Consider the following 16,633-nt stretch of genomic DNA (forward strand, 5'->3'; position numbering starts at 1 on the left):
TGACCGGGATTGGTGTGCCCGCGTAGCTTCGGCTGTGAGCCTGTCGAAGGGTTCCTCGTGGGCACTTCGACAAGCTCAGTGACCGGGATGGGTGTGCCCGGAACGATGAGGAGTCCTCGTGGGCAGTTCGACGAGCTCAGCGAGCGGGATGGGTGTGCCCGCGTAGCTCCGGTCCCTGAGCCTGTCGAAGGTCTTTCGTGCGACGTCGTCTGTTCCTGGCCGCCGGCCGACCTGACTCAGGGCCGCTGAACGGAGGGCCCGCCAGGCGATTCCGGCGGTGTCGATCCACTCGCTGATCGTCCCGGGCGCGGGTCGTCGCCTCCGAAGGCGACGACGCGGTCCCACAACCAGTCGGTGAGGCTCGCGGCCACCTCTTCGTCGTCACGTCCGGCGGCACGACGAAGGAGCCGTCCGCCGGAACCCTCGATGAGGTAGGCGCCCGCATCGTCGGTGAAGAGCTGCGTGTAGTAGTCGCGCTCGGCGTCCCACTGCGGCCACGCTTCCGGGTCCCGTTCGATCGCCTCGTCCATCTCGCCGATCTCGGCGCCGCTCATGAGACGGAACGGGCTACCGTCGCCCCAACGCCCGCCGGTGCCGGGAAGTTGCCCGTCGTGCCAGGCGAGCACCTTGTCGTCACCGCCGCTCGCGCCCGCGGCGTCGAGGTCGAGCGACGGGCGCAGCGAGGCCGCCAGCTCCTCCGGGAGCAGTGGGTCCAGAGCGGCCAATGCGTCGGCGAGCCCGGCCTCGAAGAGCTTGTCGCGCAGGATCCGCCAGGCGATCTCGCCCATGCCGGCCCGGCGCAGGTCGTCCATCGTCCCGACGCCACGCTCGATGGGATCGAGGAACGCCCGCGCGACGATCATCCCGCCCTGGGCGACCCCGTCCATCGGGTCCTCACGCAGGACCCGGGCGAGGAGTTCCAGGGCCTCCTGCGGACGGTAGTCGTAGAGATAGGCGAAGGCCAGTGCCGTCGAGAGCGTCATCTCGCTCGGATCCGCCTCGATCGCCTGCTGCGCGGCGACGAGGAATCGACCGGGTGGGGTGCCCGTCGACAGGAAGTGCACGGCTCGGAGCCCGAGCGCGCCGGCGTGGGCCTCCGGGGCGGTCCGGCCGGCGAGCTCGACCGCGTCGTCCATGAGTGCCCACCCGCGCTGGGGATCGGCTGCCATCGCGACGGCGGCCGCGTGGTCCATGTGGTCGAACCAGTCCGCCTCCGGGTCCTCGCGGAGGACGAGTTCACCGAGTCGCATGGCCTCCGCGAAGTCGCCCTCGGACCCTTCGAGATCGCGCAGGCGACGCAGTGCACCGAGGAACTGTCGGTCGCGTCGGCCGAGCAACTCCCGGAGGAGGCGTCTGGCCTCATCGACGTCGCCGCAGGCCTGCCGGTGCATGGAGAGCAGGATGATCATCCCGGTGAACTGCGGCGCCCGGGCGAGGACGCTCATCGCCAGCTCGGGGATCCGCGGGTGTTCGGGCTGGAAGTCGTAGAGCTCCCAGGCGAGGTCGCGGTCGTGTTCGATGGCCTCGCGTTCGACGCCGACGGGGTCGCTCATCGGAGCCCGTGCTGCACGCGGTACGCCCGGAGCTGGGCGAAGGTGCCGTCGTCGACACCGTATTCGAGCACCGGTGCGACCTGGTCGAACCACGATGCCGTCGAGGGGGTGAGTCCGGCTGCGGCGTCGAGGAGCGCCTGCGTGTCGACCGGCACGATGGTGCCAGCGTTCATCGAGGCGGTGAGTGACTGCTGCAGTGCGATCCTGGTCACCTGAGCGATGTCGGCACCGGAGAAGCCCTCGGTCGCTGCGGCCGCTGCGATCACATCGACCTCGTCCGTCGGTTTGCCGTCGAGGCCGCCCTGCAGGATGGCCGCTCTGGCGACGGCGTCGGGCGGGAGCACCAGGACGGTCTTGTCGATGCGGCCTGGGCGCCGCAACGCCGGATCGATGTCCCACGGGCGGTTGGTCGCGGCGAGGAAGTAGACGCCGTCGTTCTCGTCCGCCACTCCGTCGAGCTCCTCGAGCAGCTGTGTCACGATCGTACGCATCGACTGCGATCCGCCCCCGGACGTGCGGCGGCCACCGAGCGCGTCGAACTCGTCGAAGAAGATGACGCATGGAGCGGCGGCCCGAGCATCGTGGAAGACACTCTGGATCGCCTTCTCGCTGTCACCCAGCCACTTGCTCAGCAGGTCGGCGAGGGTGACGTGGATGAAGGACGCCCCGAGGTCACCGGCGATCGCCTTGGCGATGAACGTCTTGCCGCAGCCGGGCGGGCCGTACATGAGCAGTGAACCGCCGGGCTTCTGCCCGAACGCTGCGGCGAGCTCCGGGTTGCGGAGTGGCGCGAGGAACGTCGAGTCGAGGTGCTGCTTCACGTCGGCGAGTCCCGCCACGTCCGCGAGCGTGACGGCTGGTCGTTCCGCGTCCCAGAGGCTCGGCTGGTCGATCGGCATGGTGGCGGTTTCGGATGCCGACGGGGCGGGGATCGCCGAGCGGTCGGGCTCGATCGAGGTGTCGGTCGCTGTTCCCCGGAGTCGCGCCGCCATCACGCGGGCGCGCAGCAGCCGGACCCGCGCCGGGTCGCCCCCGAGTCGCTCGAAGGTCGTCACCTCCTGCGCCGCGCGGTCGACGTCGTGCTGCAGCAGCAGGGTGACGAAGTCCTCGCGGAGCGCGGCGTTCTGCGGATCCTGCGCGACTTCCGCCGCGATCACCTCGAGGAAGTCCTCGTCCTGCGTCATGTCGTCCCCCCGGTCGATGTGCGATTCCGACCATCCTGCCAGCGGCACACTGATCGGCGACAGGTGTCCGCCGGCATTGAGCGTGCGGATGGGGAGCGCTCCCCATCCGCCCCGACCCGCTCGTGTACCGTCGAGACGAGCGTCGGACCTGAAGGCGGCTTGAGGTCGATGCGATGAACGAGGGTGGGACACCGTGCACAGTCCGGACGAGTTGCTCAGTGTCGGCGAGATGAGTCGTCGCACCGGCGTCGCGGTGTCGGCGCTGCACTACTACGAGCGGCTCGGCCTCATCGGGTCCGAGCGGACCGCCGGCAACCAGCGGCGATACCCCCGGCACATGCTGCGCCGCGTCGCGCTCATCTCGGTCGCGAAGCGCCTCGGTATCCCGCTCGAGGACGTGGCGGAGGCGTTCGCCGACGTGCCGCTCTCCAGCACCCCGAGTCACGAGGACTGGCAGCGTGCCTCCCGCCGCTGGCAGAAGGTCCTCGAACAGCGTCGGCGCGGGATCGAGCAACTCGAACGCGAGCTCACCGGCTGCATCGGCTGCGGCTGCCTCTCGATGAAGGCGTGCACGCTCCTCAACCCCGACGACGAGCTCGGCGACACCGGCACCGGCGCCAGGCGCATCCCGGTCTGAGTGCACTGCCTGCCCGGTGTTCAGCCGTCGCGGCGTTGTCCGAACGTCGCTGGATCGACCGGCCGCAGCCGTTTCGGCAGTCCCTCGACGACGAGCAGGTACGACTCCGTGACGAGGTCGTCGACGAACGCCGGTTCGAGCTCGCCATCCGGCTTGAGCGAGATCCAGTGCCGTTTGTTCATGTGATAGCCGGGGATGATGTCGGGGAAGGCCTCGCGCAGACTGTGGCTGTCCTCGGGCCTCGCCTTCAGGGTGACGATGGGTTCGCCCGTCGCCCCCGTCTGCAGCATGAAGACCTTGCCGCGGACCTTGTAGACGTCCCACTCCTCGCCGAACGGGTGCGTCAGCTCCGCACCGGGGAGTTCGTCGGCGCGGCGTGCCGCCCGGTCCTGCAGCTCCGAGCCGTGCATCGTGGTCCTCCTCGGAGTCGGCGTCAGCCCTGGCTGTCCGTGGGTTTGAGCCCCGCCAGGTTCTGCAGCGGGCACCAGGCGCCGAGGCGCGGGTAGTCGATGGTCACGCCGACGACCCCGTGCTCGCCGAAGGACCGGACCCAGTCGATCGCCGCAGGCATCGGGACCGCGAGCAGCGACACCGTGGCGTCCGGCGGGACCAGCCCGTTCGCGTACGCGGCCTCCTGCGCTCGCGTCCCGCTGCTGTAGATGCCGATCAGGTTCCCGGGTTGCGCTGCGAGCGCGTACGGCCGCGGGTTGTCCTCCGGACCACGGTTGATGAAGACCCACCGGTCGAGTGCGGCGACCGCCCGCCAGAGCCGGATCTGAGCGTCGATGTCGTCCGGCGCCGCCCGGCAGGCCTCGTTCAGTGCGTCGAGCTCGGTCAGCACCTCGGGAGCGGGTTCGAGGGTGCGGCCCTGGTTCGGCTGCTCCGGGGCGTCGATCTGCTCATCGACCGGGCTGTCGTCGTTCGGGCTGTCGTCGTTCGGGCTGCCGTCGCGGCGGAACGGGTTCTTCATGGTCACTTCCTCGTGGCTCGGGATCCGGGTTCGGGGACGTGGCCAACGCTATCGCAGGGGTCCGACGGGGAGCCGGAGGTTCAGAACGCACTCCCGAAGGCGAGGGCTTCGGCCGCTGCCTGCGCCGGCGAGCCGAAGAACGCCGGGCCGTGTCCCGGCAGCACGACGGAGGCCGGGAGTCCGGCCAGCGTCGTCAACGACTGGCGGGCGCGCTGGAGGTCGCCGTGGAACATCTCGGGGAGCAACTGCGGGCCGTCGTGCGGGCTGGTGGGGTGCGCGGTGACGAGTGCGTCGCCCGCGACGAGGACGCCGTGCTCGACGAGGAGGAATCCGAGGTGCCCGCGCGTGTGGCCGGGGAGGGGGAGCGGGCGGACCGCGACACCGAGGGTCGCCCGGAGCTCGGGCACGTCCTCGATCGCGGTGACCGACGTCGGCGGCACGACCTCGAGTCCGCCGGCCTCGACGGCGTGGCTGACCCAGGCGGCGACCCCGGGACGTTCCAGATGTGGCTGCACGTCGGCGAGTCCGACCTGCTCGAGCACCTCCCGGCGGACGTTGGGGATCTCGTCGCGGGACGCGAGGATGTCACACTCCGCCAACCCGGCGATGAACGTCGCGTTGCCGATGTGGTCGCTGTGTCCGTGAGTGAGGAGGATCGCCTGCACGTCCTCGACCGCGTAGCCGAGCGCGCCGAGGGTCGCGGTGACGGCCGCGCCGTCGCCGGGGTAGCCGGTGTCGATGAGGACCGGCCCGAGGTCGCCCTCGACGATGATCCAGTTGACGGACGGACCCTGCACGAGGTGTACCCGATCCGTGACCGTGGTGCTGCGGGTGGTGCCGTTCGGCACGGCGTCGATCTGGGACATGGGCGTCCTTCCGATTGCGGAGACGGGGTTCGGGGGAGGGGTCGGTGCTCGGGAGAGGGTCAGTGTTCGGCCGGTCCGGCGACGAGCTCATGAGCGGCCGCTGCGGCGGTCGTCGTGGCTGCAGCGCCGGCGGGATCGACGGTCGCGAGGATCGGCCGGATCAGGGTGATCAGTCGCTCGCTGAGCTCAGCCGCATCGTCGTCGCCGACCGTCGTGGTGACGAGTCCGAAGCAGGCGTCGAGCAGGACGTCTGCGACGCCGTCGAGGTCCGGGAGGTCGAGATCGTGCGCTGCGGCCTCCATGCGGAGGTTCGTGCGGGTGTACGCCCGCCAGTCGAACACCGTGTAGACCGGGTCGTCCATCCGTGGCAGTTCGTGCAGGAGCCGGATGGCGCCCATCGCGATGGGGGATCGCTGCGCTTCCTGCGCGGAGGCGAGGATCATCGTCACCCACCGGAGCGCGCCGTAAGGCACGCCGATCCGTGCGTCCGCCGCCTGCCATCGTTCGTCCTGCTCCGCGATCACCGCGTGCGCGAGGCTCCGCTTCGAGGGGAACAGGTGGTACCCGATGACCGATTTCGGCTTGCCCATGACGGACGCGATGCCGGAGAACGACGTCCCGGCGTACCCGTTCCGGCCGAACTCGAGCCCGGCGGCGTCGATGATCTCGTCGCGGACCTGGTTCATCGCGTACTGGCGCAGACCGCTCACCGGCGCTCCTTCGAGGTGGAGGGCCCGTCGATCGGGCCGTTAGACGATCGTCTGAGTCAGACGTTCGTCTAGCTTAGACGAGCGTCTGTGAGGAAGCTGAGGGATGCGACGACCACCCGCACCGACCACTCAGGCCGGGAGCGGTTCGATGAGGCGCGGGCCTGTATTGCGGACGTTGTTCACGTCGCGCGTCACCTCGTAGTGGGTCAGGTCGTGGGAGACCGCGAAGGACTCCCGGTCGAGCAGCTGCAACAGCTGGTCGGTGTCGAGGTGGTCGCCGAGCCAGTCGTCGTAGCCGTCGGGGGTGAGGCAGGCGGGCATGCGGTCGTGGACCTCGCCCGGTGAGACGTGCGCGTCCCGCGTGATGATCGCCATCGACAGACGCCACTTGTCCGGGTCGCCCTCAGGTTTGCTGGGGTCGGGCCAGGCACTGATGATGCCCGCCATCGCGAGCGCGGCCTCGGGGTCGTGGATGAAGTGGGGCTGCTTGCCGGTCTCGGTGACGACCCACTCGTAGTACCCGCTGGCCGGGACGATGCACCGTGCCGAGGCGAAGGCCTTGCGGAACATGGAGGCGGTCGCGACCGTCTCCATGCGCGCGTTGATGGGTTGCGGGCGCTGCTTCGCGAAGTCCTTGGCCCAGCCGGGGACGAAGCCCCAACGGGCGCTGGTCGCGGTCCGTTCCTCGTGCCGGGTGCGGACCACCGTCACCTCGGTGGTGGGCGCGACGTTGTAGTCGGGCGCAGGCGCCTCGAACTCGGCCACGAGGTCCGCGAGGAGAGTGGACGTGGAATCGGTGACGACGAAGCGACCGCACATGCGCTCAGCTTAGAAGCGGGGAACCGTGAGGTCGAGGCCTCCCCGGCAGCGGGCGACTATTCGGCCGAGGGGCACCAGGTTACGAGAGTTCTCACACGTCAAGCGGAGGTGAAGGGGCCCGCCGCTCGAGGAGTACCGTGTCACGCCAGCGTCCGGCGTAGGGTCCATAACTCATGCGGGCGATCCGCTCGCGATGCCCGATCGTGCGGAACCCGACTCGTTCGTGCAGGACCAGGCTCGGGATGTTCTCGGGGAAGATGCTCGATTGGATTGTCCAGATCCCGGCGTCATCAGCGGCCGCGATGAATGCCGAGAGCAGCCGTGTTCCGACGCCGCGTCCTGCCGCTGCCGCGGCGACGTACACAGAGTGCTCGACCACGCCGCGGTACGCCTCGCGCGCAGAGACCGGCGATGCGGCGACCCACCCGACGACCGAACCCAAATCATCAACGGCGACGAGTCGGCCGATGGTCAGCTTGCCTGCGTCGAACTGTTCCCAGCTCGGTGGGTCGGCCTCGAAGGTGGCGTTGCCGGTGGCGATGCCCTCGCGGTAGATGGTCTCGACCGCAGCCCAGTCGGCGGCGTCGAGCGGACGGATGGTGACGGCGTCGGTCACGGGCGGATCGCCTGGGAGGCGCGTTCGAGCCCGTCGGTGATGATGCGGAAGTACGCCCAGCGGCCGCGCTGTTCGCGGGTTGCGAGCCCGGCGTCGACGAGGATCTTCATGTGGTGCGACACGGTGGGCTGCGAGAGCCCGACGGGCTCGGTGAGGTCGCAGATGCACGCCTCCCCGCCCTCGCTCGCTGCGATCAGCGACAGCAGCCGGACACGGGTCGGGTCACCGAGCGCTTTGAAGGTGTGCGCGATCCGCTCGGCTTCGTCGAGCGCGAGCACCCCGCCGGTCACGGGGGTGCAGCACGCTGTGGCGTCGGCTTCCAGGAGGGGCAGTTCGATCAGCATGGACACATTCTGACACGTCGTATTGACATCTGTCGATGTATCGATCAGTCTCGATGCATTGATGGTTGTCGATTGGAGCTGATGATGGTGAACGAGCTGCCCGTGGTCGTGATCGGTGCAGGGCCGCAGGGGCTGGCTGCTGCAGCGCACCTGGTGGAGCGCGACGTTCCGGTGCTGGTCCTCGAGGCCGGTTCCTCGGCTGCTGCGGCGGTGTCGGAGTGGGGTCACGTGCGGTTGTTCTCCGACTGGTCCGAGCTGGTCGACGCGGCATCCGCTCGACTGCTCGCACTGACCGGCTGGACGGCGCCGACGACGGGGTACCCGACTGGCGCGCAGTGGATCAGCTCCTACCTCGCGCCGCTCGCTGACGCCCTGGGAGAGCGGGTGCGGTTCGGTTCCCGCGTCGTCGGCGTGTCCCGCCGTGGCCGCGATCGCCTGGTCGATGCCGGCCGGGCAGAGCAGCCGTTCACGGTGCACGTGGAGTCCGCGGACGGCGAGTACCGCCTCGACGCTCGGGCGGTCATCGACGCCTCGGGCACCTGGTCGACGCCCAACCCGGCTGGGGCGGACGGTCTGCCGGCACTCGGGGAGCGGGCCGCATCCGAGACGCTCAGCTACCGGATCCCGGACTTCCGGAACCGGGCCGGGTTCGAGGGCAAGCACACCGTCGTCGTGGGGTCCGGGCACTCCGCGGTCACCGCGGTCATCGCGCTCGCGCGGATCGTACGCCGCAACCCGGACACCACGGTCACCTGGGTGCTGCGCCGCGGCACGGTCGGGAACACCTTCGGCGGCGGCGACGCTGACGAGCTGCCCGCCCGCGGAGCGCTGGGTGTGAAGGCGAAGGAACTCGTCGACGGTGGCCTCATCAACCTGGTGACGGGCTTCCGCGTCGAGCGCGTGACGCGCGACGGCGATCAGACCGTGTTGGTGTCGGAGGACGGCCGCGAGCTGCCCGGCGCTGATCGGGTGATCGTGCTGACCGGATTCCGGCCTGATCTGTCGTTCCTGTCGGAGTTGCGGATCGAGCTGGATGCGACGCTGCAGGCTCCGGTGCGGATCGCGGCCGAGGTCGACCCGAACCTCCACTCCTGCGGATCGGTCGCCGCAACCGGTGCGAAGGATCTCGCGCAGCCGGAACCGGATTTCTACATCGTCGGCGCGAAGTCCTACGGGCGTGCCCCGACGTTCCTCGCGATGACCGGCTACGAGCAGGTCCGCTCCGTCGTCGCAGCCCTCGCCGGCGACCAGGCTGCGGCCGAGCGGGTGGAACTGGTCCTCCCGGACACCGGCGTGTGTGGCGGGGCCGGCCTGTTCGATGCCGCTGGTGCGTCGCTGGGTGGTTCGTGCTGCGCGGTGCCGGAGCAGGTGCTGCAGATCGGTCGCGCGCCGGCAAGCGTCTGACCGCTCGCTGCGGGAGCTACCGGGCGAGCAGCTCGGTGCGGATCTGCTCGGCCACGGCTTCCCGCAGCGGGCGCACGGCTTCGACGTCCCAGGCCTCGGGGTTCGGGAACGACCAGGCCAAGACCTCGCCGCGCGGGGTGGCAGGCAAGATCAGGCCGGGCTTCATCAGCACCACGACGTCGGCCTGATCCAGGTCTGCGGCAGTGACCGCCCGTGGCGCTCGGTCGGTGATGTCGAGGCCGAGCTCAGCGACGGTCGCGGCGACCGCAGGGTTCACGGCACCCGATGGGGCGAGGCCTGCTGAGGTGGCGGTGAAGCGGTCTCCGGCGAGGTGTTCGAGGAGGGCTGCGCCGAGTTGGGAGCGGCCGGCGTTGTGCTGGCAGATGAACAGGACGACGGGCTTGGTCGTGGTCATGAGGGTGCTGGTGCTTTCTGGTCAGGAGGCGAGCAGGCGGGAAGCGAGGCCCGCGATGCGGCGCTCCAGTTCGGTGTAGGCGGCGTCGAACGCGGCGTCGGTGCCGACGCGCACCGGGTCGGGGATCGACCAGTGCAGATCGCCCGTGACGCCGATCTCCTCGTGCGCGTTGTCGCAGACCGTGATGACGAAGTCCCCATCACTCAGCACCGTGTCCAGGGCGCTCGGCGCGCTCGACGGGAGGGCGAGCTGGTGGCGCTCGGCGGCGGCGATCGCGCCGGGCGCGATTCGCTCGGCGGGGTGCGTGCCGCCGGAGGCGACGGGAATGGTGCTCTGGCGCGCCCAGAGGGCGGCGGCGAGTTGTGAGCGGGCGGAGTTCGCGGAGCACACGAACACGACCCGGCTGGCCGCGCCTGCAGCACCGGGCATCAGGCCGTCGAACCCGCCAGGGGTGAGGTGTACGTAGCTGCGGCGCTTGTCGCCTTCGGACGTCGTGCGGGTGATCATGCCGACGGATTCGAGCACGTTCAGGTGGTGCGTGAGCAGGTTGCCCGGGGTGCCGAGTGCGACCCGGATCTCCGTCGGGGACAGGTCACCCAACGTCAGCAGGTCGATCATCTGTAGGCGCGTGGGATCGCTCAGCGCGGCGTGCTTCGCCGCCCGCGCTTCGACCACTTCAGTTCGTTCGACGTTCATTGGTTCAATATTGACTGAAGTAACTTTGTGAGTCAAGATGATGCCGCCATGAACCCATCGAATCCCGCTCCCATCCCGGTCCGACCGCACCTGCTGCGTCGGATGCTTGCCGAGTTCGTCGGCACCGGACTCCTGGTGGCGATCGTCGTCGGCTCCGGGATCATGGCGCAACGACTGTCCCCGGATGACGTCGGGCTGCAGTTGCTGCAGAACAGCCTGACGACAGCGCTCGGGCTCACCGTGCTGATCCTGGTGCTCGGGCCCGTGTCCGGGGCCCACTTCAACCCGGTGGTGTCACTCGTGGACTGGTGGGTGAGCCGCGGCACCCCGCACGGTTTGCCGGTGCGCGACGTCCCGCCGTATGTGGCCGCGCAGATCGTTGGCGGAATCGCTGGCACCGTACTGGCCGGGGCGATGTTCGGCACAGCACCAGTGCTCTCCACGACGGACCGGGCGAGCGCTGGGACGTTGCTCGGTGAGGTCGTCGCGGCTGCCGGGCTCATCCTGGTGATCTTCGCCCTAGCTCGCTCCGGGAAGGGCGCGGTGACCGCGGCTGCGGTCGGTGGTTACATCGGGGCGGCGTACTGGTTCACGAGCTCGACGTCGTTCGCGAACCCGGCCGTGACGATCGCCCGCATGTTCACCGACACCTTCGCCGGGATCGCCCCGGCCTCGGTCGGCCCGTTCATCGCCGCGCAACTCATCGGCGCGATCCTCGGGCTCGGCCTGGTCCTCGTGCTCTATCCGACTCCCGCGCGCAGCACCGCTGCGGCCGTGGCTCCACAACCTGCAGCTCAGCTCTGAAAGGCACCCTCATGCATCTCGCAGTCATCGGCGGCAGTGACGCCGGTATCTCCACCGCTCTCCGCGCCCGCGAACTCGACCCCTCCGTGGATGTGACGGTGATCGTCGCTGACGCCTACCCGAACTTCTCCATCTGCGGCATCCCCTACTACTTCTCCCGCGAGGTCCAGCCCTGGCAGTCCCTCGCGCACCGCACCCACGCCGACCTCGAAGCCACCGGCATGACCCTGCGCCTGAACACCCTCGCAACCGGGATCGACGTCGCCGGACAGCGCCTCACCGTCCGCGACGAGCACGGCACGGAATCGACGATCGCCTACGACGAACTCATGGTCGGCACCGGAGCCTCACCCTCCACCGCCGGAATCACCGGCCTCGACCAGCTCGGCCCCGCAGACGGCGTGCACCTGCTGCACTCGATGGGCGACACCTTCGCCCTCGAGCACTACCTCGACACCCACCAGCCAGGCACCGCGATCATCGTCGGCGCCGGGTACGTGGGCTTGGAGATGGCCGAAGCGCTCACTGTCCGCGGCCTCCAGGTCACCCAACTGCAGCGCGGCCCCGAGGTGCTCTCCACCCTCGACCCGGAACTGGGTTCCCTCGTCCACGACGAACTCACCCGCCACGGCGTGAACGTCATCACCGGCACCCGCGTCGAGCACCTCAGCAAGACGAGCGCTGGCCTCACCGTGACCGGCCTGCAGGACGGCCGGCCATTCGAGCGCAGCGCCGAGCTCGTGCTCGTCGTCGTCGGCGTGCAGCCGAACACGAGCCTGCTGACCGAGGCCGGCGCGTCGACCGGGCCGGGTGGTGCGGTGGTCGTCGACGAGCAGATGCGCACCGGCCTGCCGCACGTCTGGGCGGCGGGCGACGGCATCGTCACCCACCACCGCTTGCTGGGCGTCACGTATCTGCCGCTCGGCACGACGTCGCACAAGCAGGGCCGGGTCGCTGGCGAGAACGCGATCGGCGGCAACACCCGCTTCGCCGGCAGCCTCGGCACCCAAGTGGTGAAGGTCTTCGACCTGGTTGCCGCTCGCACCGGGCTCCGTGACCACGAAGCGGTCGCGGCCGGATACACGCCGCACAGCTCCACGGCGATCGCGGACGACCACAAGGCCTACTACCCGGGCGCAACACCGATCAGCATCCGCATCACCGGAGCGACCGACAGCGGGCTGTTGCTCGGTGCGCAGCTCGTCGGCACCCGCGGCGCGGAGATCGCGAAACGCGTCGACACCTACGCCACCGCCCTGCACCACGGCATGACGGTTGACGCGATGAGCGACCTTGACCTCTCGTACACGCCGCCACTCGGCTCCCCGTGGGACGCCGTGCAGGTCGCGACACAGGCATGGAGTCGGAGTCTCAGCGCCCTGAACGGCTAGGAGGCCGCCGGCCGCTCCGACGACGAAGCGACCGCACATGCGCTCAGCTTAGGAGCGCATGTGCGGTCGGTCGACCCCTACCGCTCGAGGCCGGCCCGCGCGTCGCGACGGGTCTTCGCGAGCGAGGCGACCGTCGCCACGGTGATGGTCGCGGCGATGAAGAGCAGCGAGAACCAGATCGGGATGTCGGGGATCCAGTCGATGTGCTGACCGCCGTTGATGAACGGCAGCTCGTTCACGTGGAGGGCGTGGAACACGAGCTTCACGCCGATGAAGGCGAGGATGACGGCGAGACCCTGGGCGAGGTAGACGAGGCGTTCCAGCAGACCACCGATGAGGAAGAACAGCTGGCGGAGGCCCATCAGGGCGAACGCGTTCGCGGTGAACACGATGTACGCCTGCTCGGTGAGGCCGTAGATCGCGGGGATCGAGTCGACCGCGAACACGAGGTCGACGAACCCGATCGCGACGATGGTCAGCAGCATCGGCGTGAAGAAGCGCTTGCCGTCGATCTTCACCGAGAGTCGGTCACCGTGATAGGTGTCGGTGATCGGGAGGATGCGGCGGGCGAATCCCACGACCTTTCCGTTGGCCGGGTCGCTCTCGTGGCTGCCGAACGCCTGGCGGTACGCGAGGAACAGCAGCAGCGCGCCCATCAGGTAGAAGATCCAGGAGTAGTTCTCGATGAGTGCGGCGCCGACGGCGATGAACGCGCCGCGCATGATGAGGGCGATGATGATGCCGATCATCAGCACCTTCTGCTGGTACGCCTTCGGGACGGCGAACCCGGCCATGACGATGAGGAAGACGAACAGGTTGTCGATCGACAGCGCCTTCTCGGTCAGATACCCGGCGAAGTACTCGCCGCCGTACGTCCAGCCGGAGACGAGGCCGATACCGACGCCGAACAGCAGGGCGAGGCTGACGTAAAAGATCGACCAGCGTGCCGACTCGGCGATCGTCGGTTCGTGGGGCTTCCGCACGTGCGCGAAGAACTCGTAGACGAAGAAGAGGATCGTGACACCGATGGTGATGATCCAGATCAGCGGGGTGACGGCCATGGTGGCTCCAGGGGCTCGAGGACGGGACTCCGACGCGATGGTCGGAACACGGTCTTCTCCACTCTCGATGAGAGCCGACACCCCGGGACCCGATGGCGGATCCGTACTGACGAGCATGTCGCGAAGGAGTACTCCCCCTGCTCCGACAAGTGTAGGTCAGGGGGTGGACGGGTACCTGGGAATTCGCCCTTCGACAGGCTCAGGGACCGGGTGAGGGGCGGCTCAGGGACCGGAGGAGGGGCGGCTCAGGGACCGGGATGGGGCTGAGGGACCGGTGTGGGGGCAGGGGCTGGCTGAGGCTCAGGGACCGGAGGTGCTCAGGGGACGTCGACCCGGCGCCTCGCCAAGCGCTCGGCGTTCGCCGTCGCCGTGGAGTCGCGCAGGATCAGCTCCGGTACCGAGGGTGACACCGCTCCCGGGGGTTCCCCGTTGACGTGGTCGAGCAGGGTCGCGAGCAGCGTCCGGCCGACCTGTTCGAAGTCCTGCCGCACGGTGGTGAGCGGCGGCGAGAGGTGCTCCGCCTCGGGGATGTCGTCGAACCCCACGACGCTGAAGTCGAGCGGGACCCGGAGTCCGCGTTCGGTGAGCGAGTGCATGAGCCCGAGAGCCATCTGGTCGTTGGCGGCGAACACCGCGGTGACCTCGTCGTCCAGCTGACGGCCGAGAGCGTATCCGGAGGTCGGCGTCCAGTCGCCGGTCCCGACGACCTGAGCGACGAGACCCGCGGTGGCGAGTTCGTCTCGCCAGCCGCGCTCGCGCTCGCGGGCGTCGATCGCGTCCGGTGGTCCGGCGAGGTGCCCGATGCGCCGGTGGCCGAGCCCGATGAGGTGGGCGGTCGCGGCACGCGCGCCGGCGTACTGGTCGACGCCGACGGTGACCATACCTGCACGTGGTGTGGCGTGCAGAGCCACGAGCGGCACGCTGAGTTCCATCCCCGCCACGATGTCGGTGACCCCCTCGCGCGCGCTGATCACGGCGATCCCCTCGACGTTCTGGCGCAGGAACCCCTCGACCGCTGCACGCGCGGAACCCGGGTCGCTGTCCACCATGTTCGCGGTGAAGACCGACCAGCGGGCGTCGCGGGCCGCGGCGTTGAAGTGCAGGACCGAGGACGAGGGCCCGAACTCGGTGCCGCCGGTGGCGATGAGGCCGATGGTCCGGGATCGCTTCGTGACGAGCGTCCTGGCGGCGGGGGAGGGGACGTAGCGCAGCTGTTTGATCGCTTCGTCGACCCGCGCCTTCGTCGCCGGGCGCACGTTCGGGAGGTCGTTGAGCACCCGTGACACGGTCTGGTGCGAGACCCCCGCGAGCCGCGCGACGTCGAAGATCGTCGCATGACGGGACGGCTCAGCCACGCGGTCCCCTCTCGTCGTCGGCGGTCGTGATCGGTTCCGGCGGGGCCTCGTCCGGCCCCTCCGAGATCGCGGCCAGCAGCTTCGAGACGGTGAGGTCGTAGTTCGGGAGGTCGGCGACCTTCCGTCGGTCGCGCAGCACGGCGATCCGGTGGCTGATGCGCAGGACCTCCTCGAGTTCGGCTGAGATGAACACGACCGACAGACCGTTCTCGGCGAGCCGGGTCACGAGCTTCTGGATCTCGGCCTTGGCGCCGATGTCGATGCCTCGGGTCGGTTCATCGAGCACGAGCAGTCGAGGAGCGAGCGCGAGCCACCTCGCCAAGAGTACCTTCTGTTGATTCCCGCCTGAGAGCTCCTTCATGAGCGCATCGGGATTCGCCGGTTTGATGCCCATCGCCTGGATGTAGCTCTCGGCCAGTTCGTTCTGGCGACGCAGCGGGATCCGTCTGAACCACCCGAGGTCCGCCTGGAGGGCCAACGCGATGTTGTCGCGCAGGCTGAGGTCGCCGATGATGCCCTCGGTGCGACGGTTCTCCGACGCGTAGACGATCCGTTGTTTGAGGGCGCGACGCGGGGATCCGAGGCGGGTGGCCCTCCCGGCCACCTCCACCGAGCCGGTGTCGGCCCGGTCGACGCCGGTCAGAAGTCTGGCGAGCTCCGTCCGTCCTGAGCCGAGCAGGCCGGCGATGCCGACGATCTCGCCCTCGTAGACCTTCAGGTCGATCGGTTCGATCGCACCCTGGCGCCCGAGCCCGATCGCCGCGACGAACGGGTCCTCACCGTCCAGGGCGTCGCCCTCGTCGGAGGTGTCGAGCCCGCGTCGGATCTCGTCGAAGGTCGCGAGCTCCTTGCCGATCATCTTGTGGACGAGGTCGATCCGGAGCAGTTCGTGCGGGAGGTATTCGCCGACGAGTCGGCCTTCGCGCAGCACCGTGAGTCGGTCGGAGATCTCGTAGACCTGGTCGAGGAAGTGCGAGATGAAGAGGATCGCGACGCCCTCGGCCTTGAGGATCGAGATGACCCGGAAGAGTTCGGTGACCTCGTCGTTGTCGAGGCTCGAGGTCGGTTCGTCGAGGACGAGCACCTTGGTGCGCACGGCGATCGCCCGGACGATCGCGACGAGCTGCTGGATCGCCGGCGGGTGGGCGGAGAGCTGCGAGGCCGGGTCGATGTCGAGTCCGACGACGGCGAGCAGTTCGCGGGCGCGCTCGCGCATGCGCCTCCCCGAGATCCCTCCCCAGGCATGGCGTGGTTCGCGGCCGAGGAGGATGTTCTCGGCGACGGTCAGGTTGGGGAGGAGGTTGACCTCCTGGTAGACGGTGCTGATCCCGTGCGCCTGGGCGTCGGCGACGCTCGAGAACGACACCTCTCGTCCCTCGAGGAGGATGCTTCCGCTGTCGATCCGATGGACCCCGGTGAGCGACTTGATCAGGGTCGACTTCCCCGCTCCGTTCTCGCCCATGAGGGAGTGGACCTCACCGGGGAACAACCGGAGGTCGACGTCGTCGAGCGCTTTGACGCCGGGGAAGCTCACGGAGACACCGCGCAACTGCACGAGTGGCGTGGGCGAGGTCATCTGCAACTCTCCATCGAGGTGGTCGCGGCCGGGGTGTCCGCTGATCACCTGACTCTAGCGCGCGCGACGGCGCCGCCGGGAGGCCGCTCCGGAAGAATTGTGAGGGCTAACATTGCCTGTTGACAACCGGTTCGAGCCGTGGCTAATGTTCAGCACAACGCAGATGTGATCGCTAACAATCACCGACCACCTGCGTCACCGCAGCACCACGCACGTCACATTCACGCCGCAC

General features: G+C 69.1%; 18 protein-coding genes. 4 read left to right on the forward strand and 14 right to left on the reverse strand.

Annotated features, from left to right (window positions below):
• Positions 1-236: 236 nt before the first annotated feature.
• Complete coding sequence (locus tag IFR14_RS03255) at positions 237-1,553, reverse strand: tetratricopeptide repeat protein (RefSeq protein WP_191940214.1); 1,317 nt, start codon at positions 1,551-1,553, stop codon at positions 237-239.
• Positions 1,550-2,737: an ATP-binding protein gene (locus tag IFR14_RS03260; RefSeq protein WP_191940215.1), complete on the reverse strand. Its 1,188-nt coding sequence runs from the start codon at positions 2,735-2,737 to the stop codon at positions 1,550-1,552. Before IFR14_RS03260 ends, IFR14_RS03255 begins: the two co-directional genes overlap by 4 nt.
• 193 nt (positions 2,738-2,930) lie before the next feature.
• Here IFR14_RS03260 and soxR point away from each other — a divergent pair, with 193 nt between their 5' ends.
• On the forward strand, positions 2,931-3,374 hold the full coding sequence (gene soxR / locus IFR14_RS03265; protein WP_255377972.1) for a redox-sensitive transcriptional activator SoxR: 444 nt from the start codon (positions 2,931-2,933) through the stop codon (positions 3,372-3,374).
• Between the two features lie 20 nt (positions 3,375-3,394).
• Here soxR and IFR14_RS03270 read toward each other — a convergent pair whose 3' ends face one another.
• From IFR14_RS03270 to IFR14_RS03300, 7 genes are all read right to left on the reverse strand, one after another.
• On the reverse strand, positions 3,395-3,784 hold the full coding sequence (locus IFR14_RS03270) for an MmcQ/YjbR family DNA-binding protein (protein ID WP_079704704.1): 390 nt from the start codon (positions 3,782-3,784) through the stop codon (positions 3,395-3,397).
• Between the two features lie 23 nt (positions 3,785-3,807).
• A complete protein-coding gene (locus tag IFR14_RS03275; RefSeq protein ID WP_197977367.1) occupies positions 3,808-4,344 on the reverse strand; it encodes a hypothetical protein in 537 nt (178 codons plus the stop codon).
• Between the two features lie 80 nt (positions 4,345-4,424).
• Positions 4,425-5,210, reverse strand: coding sequence for an MBL fold metallo-hydrolase (locus IFR14_RS03280; RefSeq protein WP_191940216.1), 786 nt, complete (start codon positions 5,208-5,210; stop codon positions 4,425-4,427).
• A gap of 59 nt (positions 5,211-5,269) precedes the next feature.
• A complete protein-coding gene (locus IFR14_RS03285; RefSeq protein ID WP_064295974.1) occupies positions 5,270-5,920 on the reverse strand; it encodes a TetR/AcrR family transcriptional regulator in 651 nt (216 codons plus the stop codon).
• Positions 5,921-6,049: 129 nt separating this feature from the next.
• Positions 6,050-6,739: an SOS response-associated peptidase gene (locus IFR14_RS03290; protein WP_191940217.1), complete on the reverse strand. Its 690-nt coding sequence runs from the start codon at positions 6,737-6,739 to the stop codon at positions 6,050-6,052.
• Positions 6,740-6,830: 91 nt separating this feature from the next.
• The gene (locus IFR14_RS03295; protein ID WP_191940218.1) at positions 6,831-7,355 is read right to left on the reverse strand and encodes a GNAT family N-acetyltransferase; all 525 of its coding nucleotides are present in this window, start codon (positions 7,353-7,355) and stop codon (positions 6,831-6,833) included.
• The gene (locus IFR14_RS03300) at positions 7,352-7,699 is read right to left on the reverse strand and encodes an ArsR/SmtB family transcription factor (RefSeq protein WP_191940219.1); all 348 of its coding nucleotides are present in this window, start codon (positions 7,697-7,699) and stop codon (positions 7,352-7,354) included. Before IFR14_RS03300 ends, IFR14_RS03295 begins: the two co-directional genes overlap by 4 nt.
• A gap of 84 nt (positions 7,700-7,783) precedes the next feature.
• Between IFR14_RS03300 and IFR14_RS03305 the strand changes: the two genes are divergently transcribed.
• Positions 7,784-9,103, forward strand: a complete 1,320-nt coding sequence (locus tag IFR14_RS03305; protein WP_191940220.1) for an NAD(P)-binding domain-containing protein — start codon at positions 7,784-7,786, stop codon at positions 9,101-9,103.
• A gap of 16 nt (positions 9,104-9,119) precedes the next feature.
• On the opposite strand, the gene IFR14_RS03310 is transcribed toward IFR14_RS03305, so the two are convergent.
• Both IFR14_RS03310 and IFR14_RS03315 read right to left on the reverse strand, forming a co-directional pair.
• The gene (locus IFR14_RS03310; protein WP_191940221.1) at positions 9,120-9,518 is read right to left on the reverse strand and encodes an arsenate-mycothiol transferase ArsC; all 399 of its coding nucleotides are present in this window, start codon (positions 9,516-9,518) and stop codon (positions 9,120-9,122) included.
• A gap of 21 nt (positions 9,519-9,539) precedes the next feature.
• Positions 9,540-10,214: an arsenate reductase/protein-tyrosine-phosphatase family protein gene (locus tag IFR14_RS03315; protein ID WP_191940222.1), complete on the reverse strand. Its 675-nt coding sequence runs from the start codon at positions 10,212-10,214 to the stop codon at positions 9,540-9,542.
• A 48-nt stretch (positions 10,215-10,262) separates the two neighbouring features.
• Here IFR14_RS03315 and IFR14_RS03320 point away from each other — a divergent pair, with 48 nt between their 5' ends.
• Both IFR14_RS03320 and IFR14_RS03325 read left to right on the forward strand, forming a co-directional pair.
• Positions 10,263-11,018: an aquaporin gene (locus IFR14_RS03320; RefSeq protein WP_244650625.1), complete on the forward strand. Its 756-nt coding sequence runs from the start codon at positions 10,263-10,265 to the stop codon at positions 11,016-11,018.
• An 11-nt stretch (positions 11,019-11,029) separates the two neighbouring features.
• Positions 11,030-12,409, forward strand: a complete 1,380-nt coding sequence (locus IFR14_RS03325) for an FAD-dependent oxidoreductase (RefSeq protein ID WP_191940223.1) — start codon at positions 11,030-11,032, stop codon at positions 12,407-12,409.
• Positions 12,410-12,486: 77 nt separating this feature from the next.
• On the opposite strand, the gene IFR14_RS03330 is transcribed toward IFR14_RS03325, so the two are convergent.
• The 3 genes from IFR14_RS03330 to IFR14_RS03340 all read right to left on the reverse strand — a co-directional run bounded on the left by IFR14_RS03330 (position 12,487) and on the right by IFR14_RS03340 (position 16,401).
• Complete coding sequence (locus tag IFR14_RS03330; protein WP_191940224.1) at positions 12,487-13,470, reverse strand: TerC family protein; 984 nt, start codon at positions 13,468-13,470, stop codon at positions 12,487-12,489.
• Between the two features lie 317 nt (positions 13,471-13,787).
• Complete coding sequence (locus IFR14_RS03335; RefSeq protein WP_191940225.1) at positions 13,788-14,825, reverse strand: substrate-binding domain-containing protein; 1,038 nt, start codon at positions 14,823-14,825, stop codon at positions 13,788-13,790.
• A complete protein-coding gene (locus tag IFR14_RS03340) occupies positions 14,818-16,401 on the reverse strand; it encodes a sugar ABC transporter ATP-binding protein (RefSeq protein ID WP_191940226.1) in 1,584 nt (527 codons plus the stop codon). Before IFR14_RS03340 ends, IFR14_RS03335 begins: the two co-directional genes overlap by 8 nt.
• Positions 16,402-16,633 lie beyond the last annotated feature (232 nt).

The organism is Plantibacter sp. CFBP 8775, from assembly GCF_014839505.1.
GTDB classification, from domain to species: Bacteria; Actinomycetota; Actinomycetes; order Actinomycetales; family Microbacteriaceae; genus Plantibacter; species Plantibacter auratus.

Excerpts from the sequence above, each read along its gene's own strand:
- IFR14_RS03255 (WP_191940214.1), bottom strand. The coding sequence starts at position 1,553 with ATGAGCGACCCCGTCGGCGTCGAACGCGAGGCCATCGAACACGACCGC.
- IFR14_RS03260 (WP_191940215.1), bottom strand. The coding sequence starts at position 2,737 with ATGACGCAGGACGAGGACTTCCTCGAGGTGATCGCGGCGGAAGTCGCG.
- IFR14_RS03270 (WP_079704704.1), bottom strand. The coding sequence starts at position 3,784 with ATGCACGGCTCGGAGCTGCAGGACCGGGCGGCACGCCGCGCCGACGAA.
- IFR14_RS03275 (WP_197977367.1), bottom strand. The coding sequence starts at position 4,344 with ATGAAGAACCCGTTCCGCCGCGACGGCAGCCCGAACGACGACAGCCCG.
- IFR14_RS03280 (WP_191940216.1), bottom strand. The coding sequence starts at position 5,210 with ATGTCCCAGATCGACGCCGTGCCGAACGGCACCACCCGCAGCACCACG.
- IFR14_RS03290 (WP_191940217.1), bottom strand. The coding sequence starts at position 6,739 with ATGTGCGGTCGCTTCGTCGTCACCGATTCCACGTCCACTCTCCTCGCG.
- IFR14_RS03300 (WP_191940219.1), bottom strand. The coding sequence starts at position 7,699 with ATGCTGATCGAACTGCCCCTCCTGGAAGCCGACGCCACAGCGTGCTGC.
- IFR14_RS03305 (WP_191940220.1), top strand. The coding sequence starts at position 7,784 with ATGGTGAACGAGCTGCCCGTGGTCGTGATCGGTGCAGGGCCGCAGGGG.
- IFR14_RS03310 (WP_191940221.1), bottom strand. The coding sequence starts at position 9,518 with ATGACCACGACCAAGCCCGTCGTCCTGTTCATCTGCCAGCACAACGCC.
- IFR14_RS03315 (WP_191940222.1), bottom strand. The coding sequence starts at position 10,214 with ATGAACGTCGAACGAACTGAAGTGGTCGAAGCGCGGGCGGCGAAGCAC.
- IFR14_RS03320 (WP_244650625.1), top strand. The coding sequence starts at position 10,263 with ATGAACCCATCGAATCCCGCTCCCATCCCGGTCCGACCGCACCTGCTG.
- IFR14_RS03325 (WP_191940223.1), top strand. The coding sequence starts at position 11,030 with ATGCATCTCGCAGTCATCGGCGGCAGTGACGCCGGTATCTCCACCGCT.
- IFR14_RS03330 (WP_191940224.1), bottom strand. The coding sequence starts at position 13,470 with ATGGCCGTCACCCCGCTGATCTGGATCATCACCATCGGTGTCACGATC.
- IFR14_RS03340 (WP_191940226.1), bottom strand. The coding sequence starts at position 16,401 with ATGACCTCGCCCACGCCACTCGTGCAGTTGCGCGGTGTCTCCGTGAGC.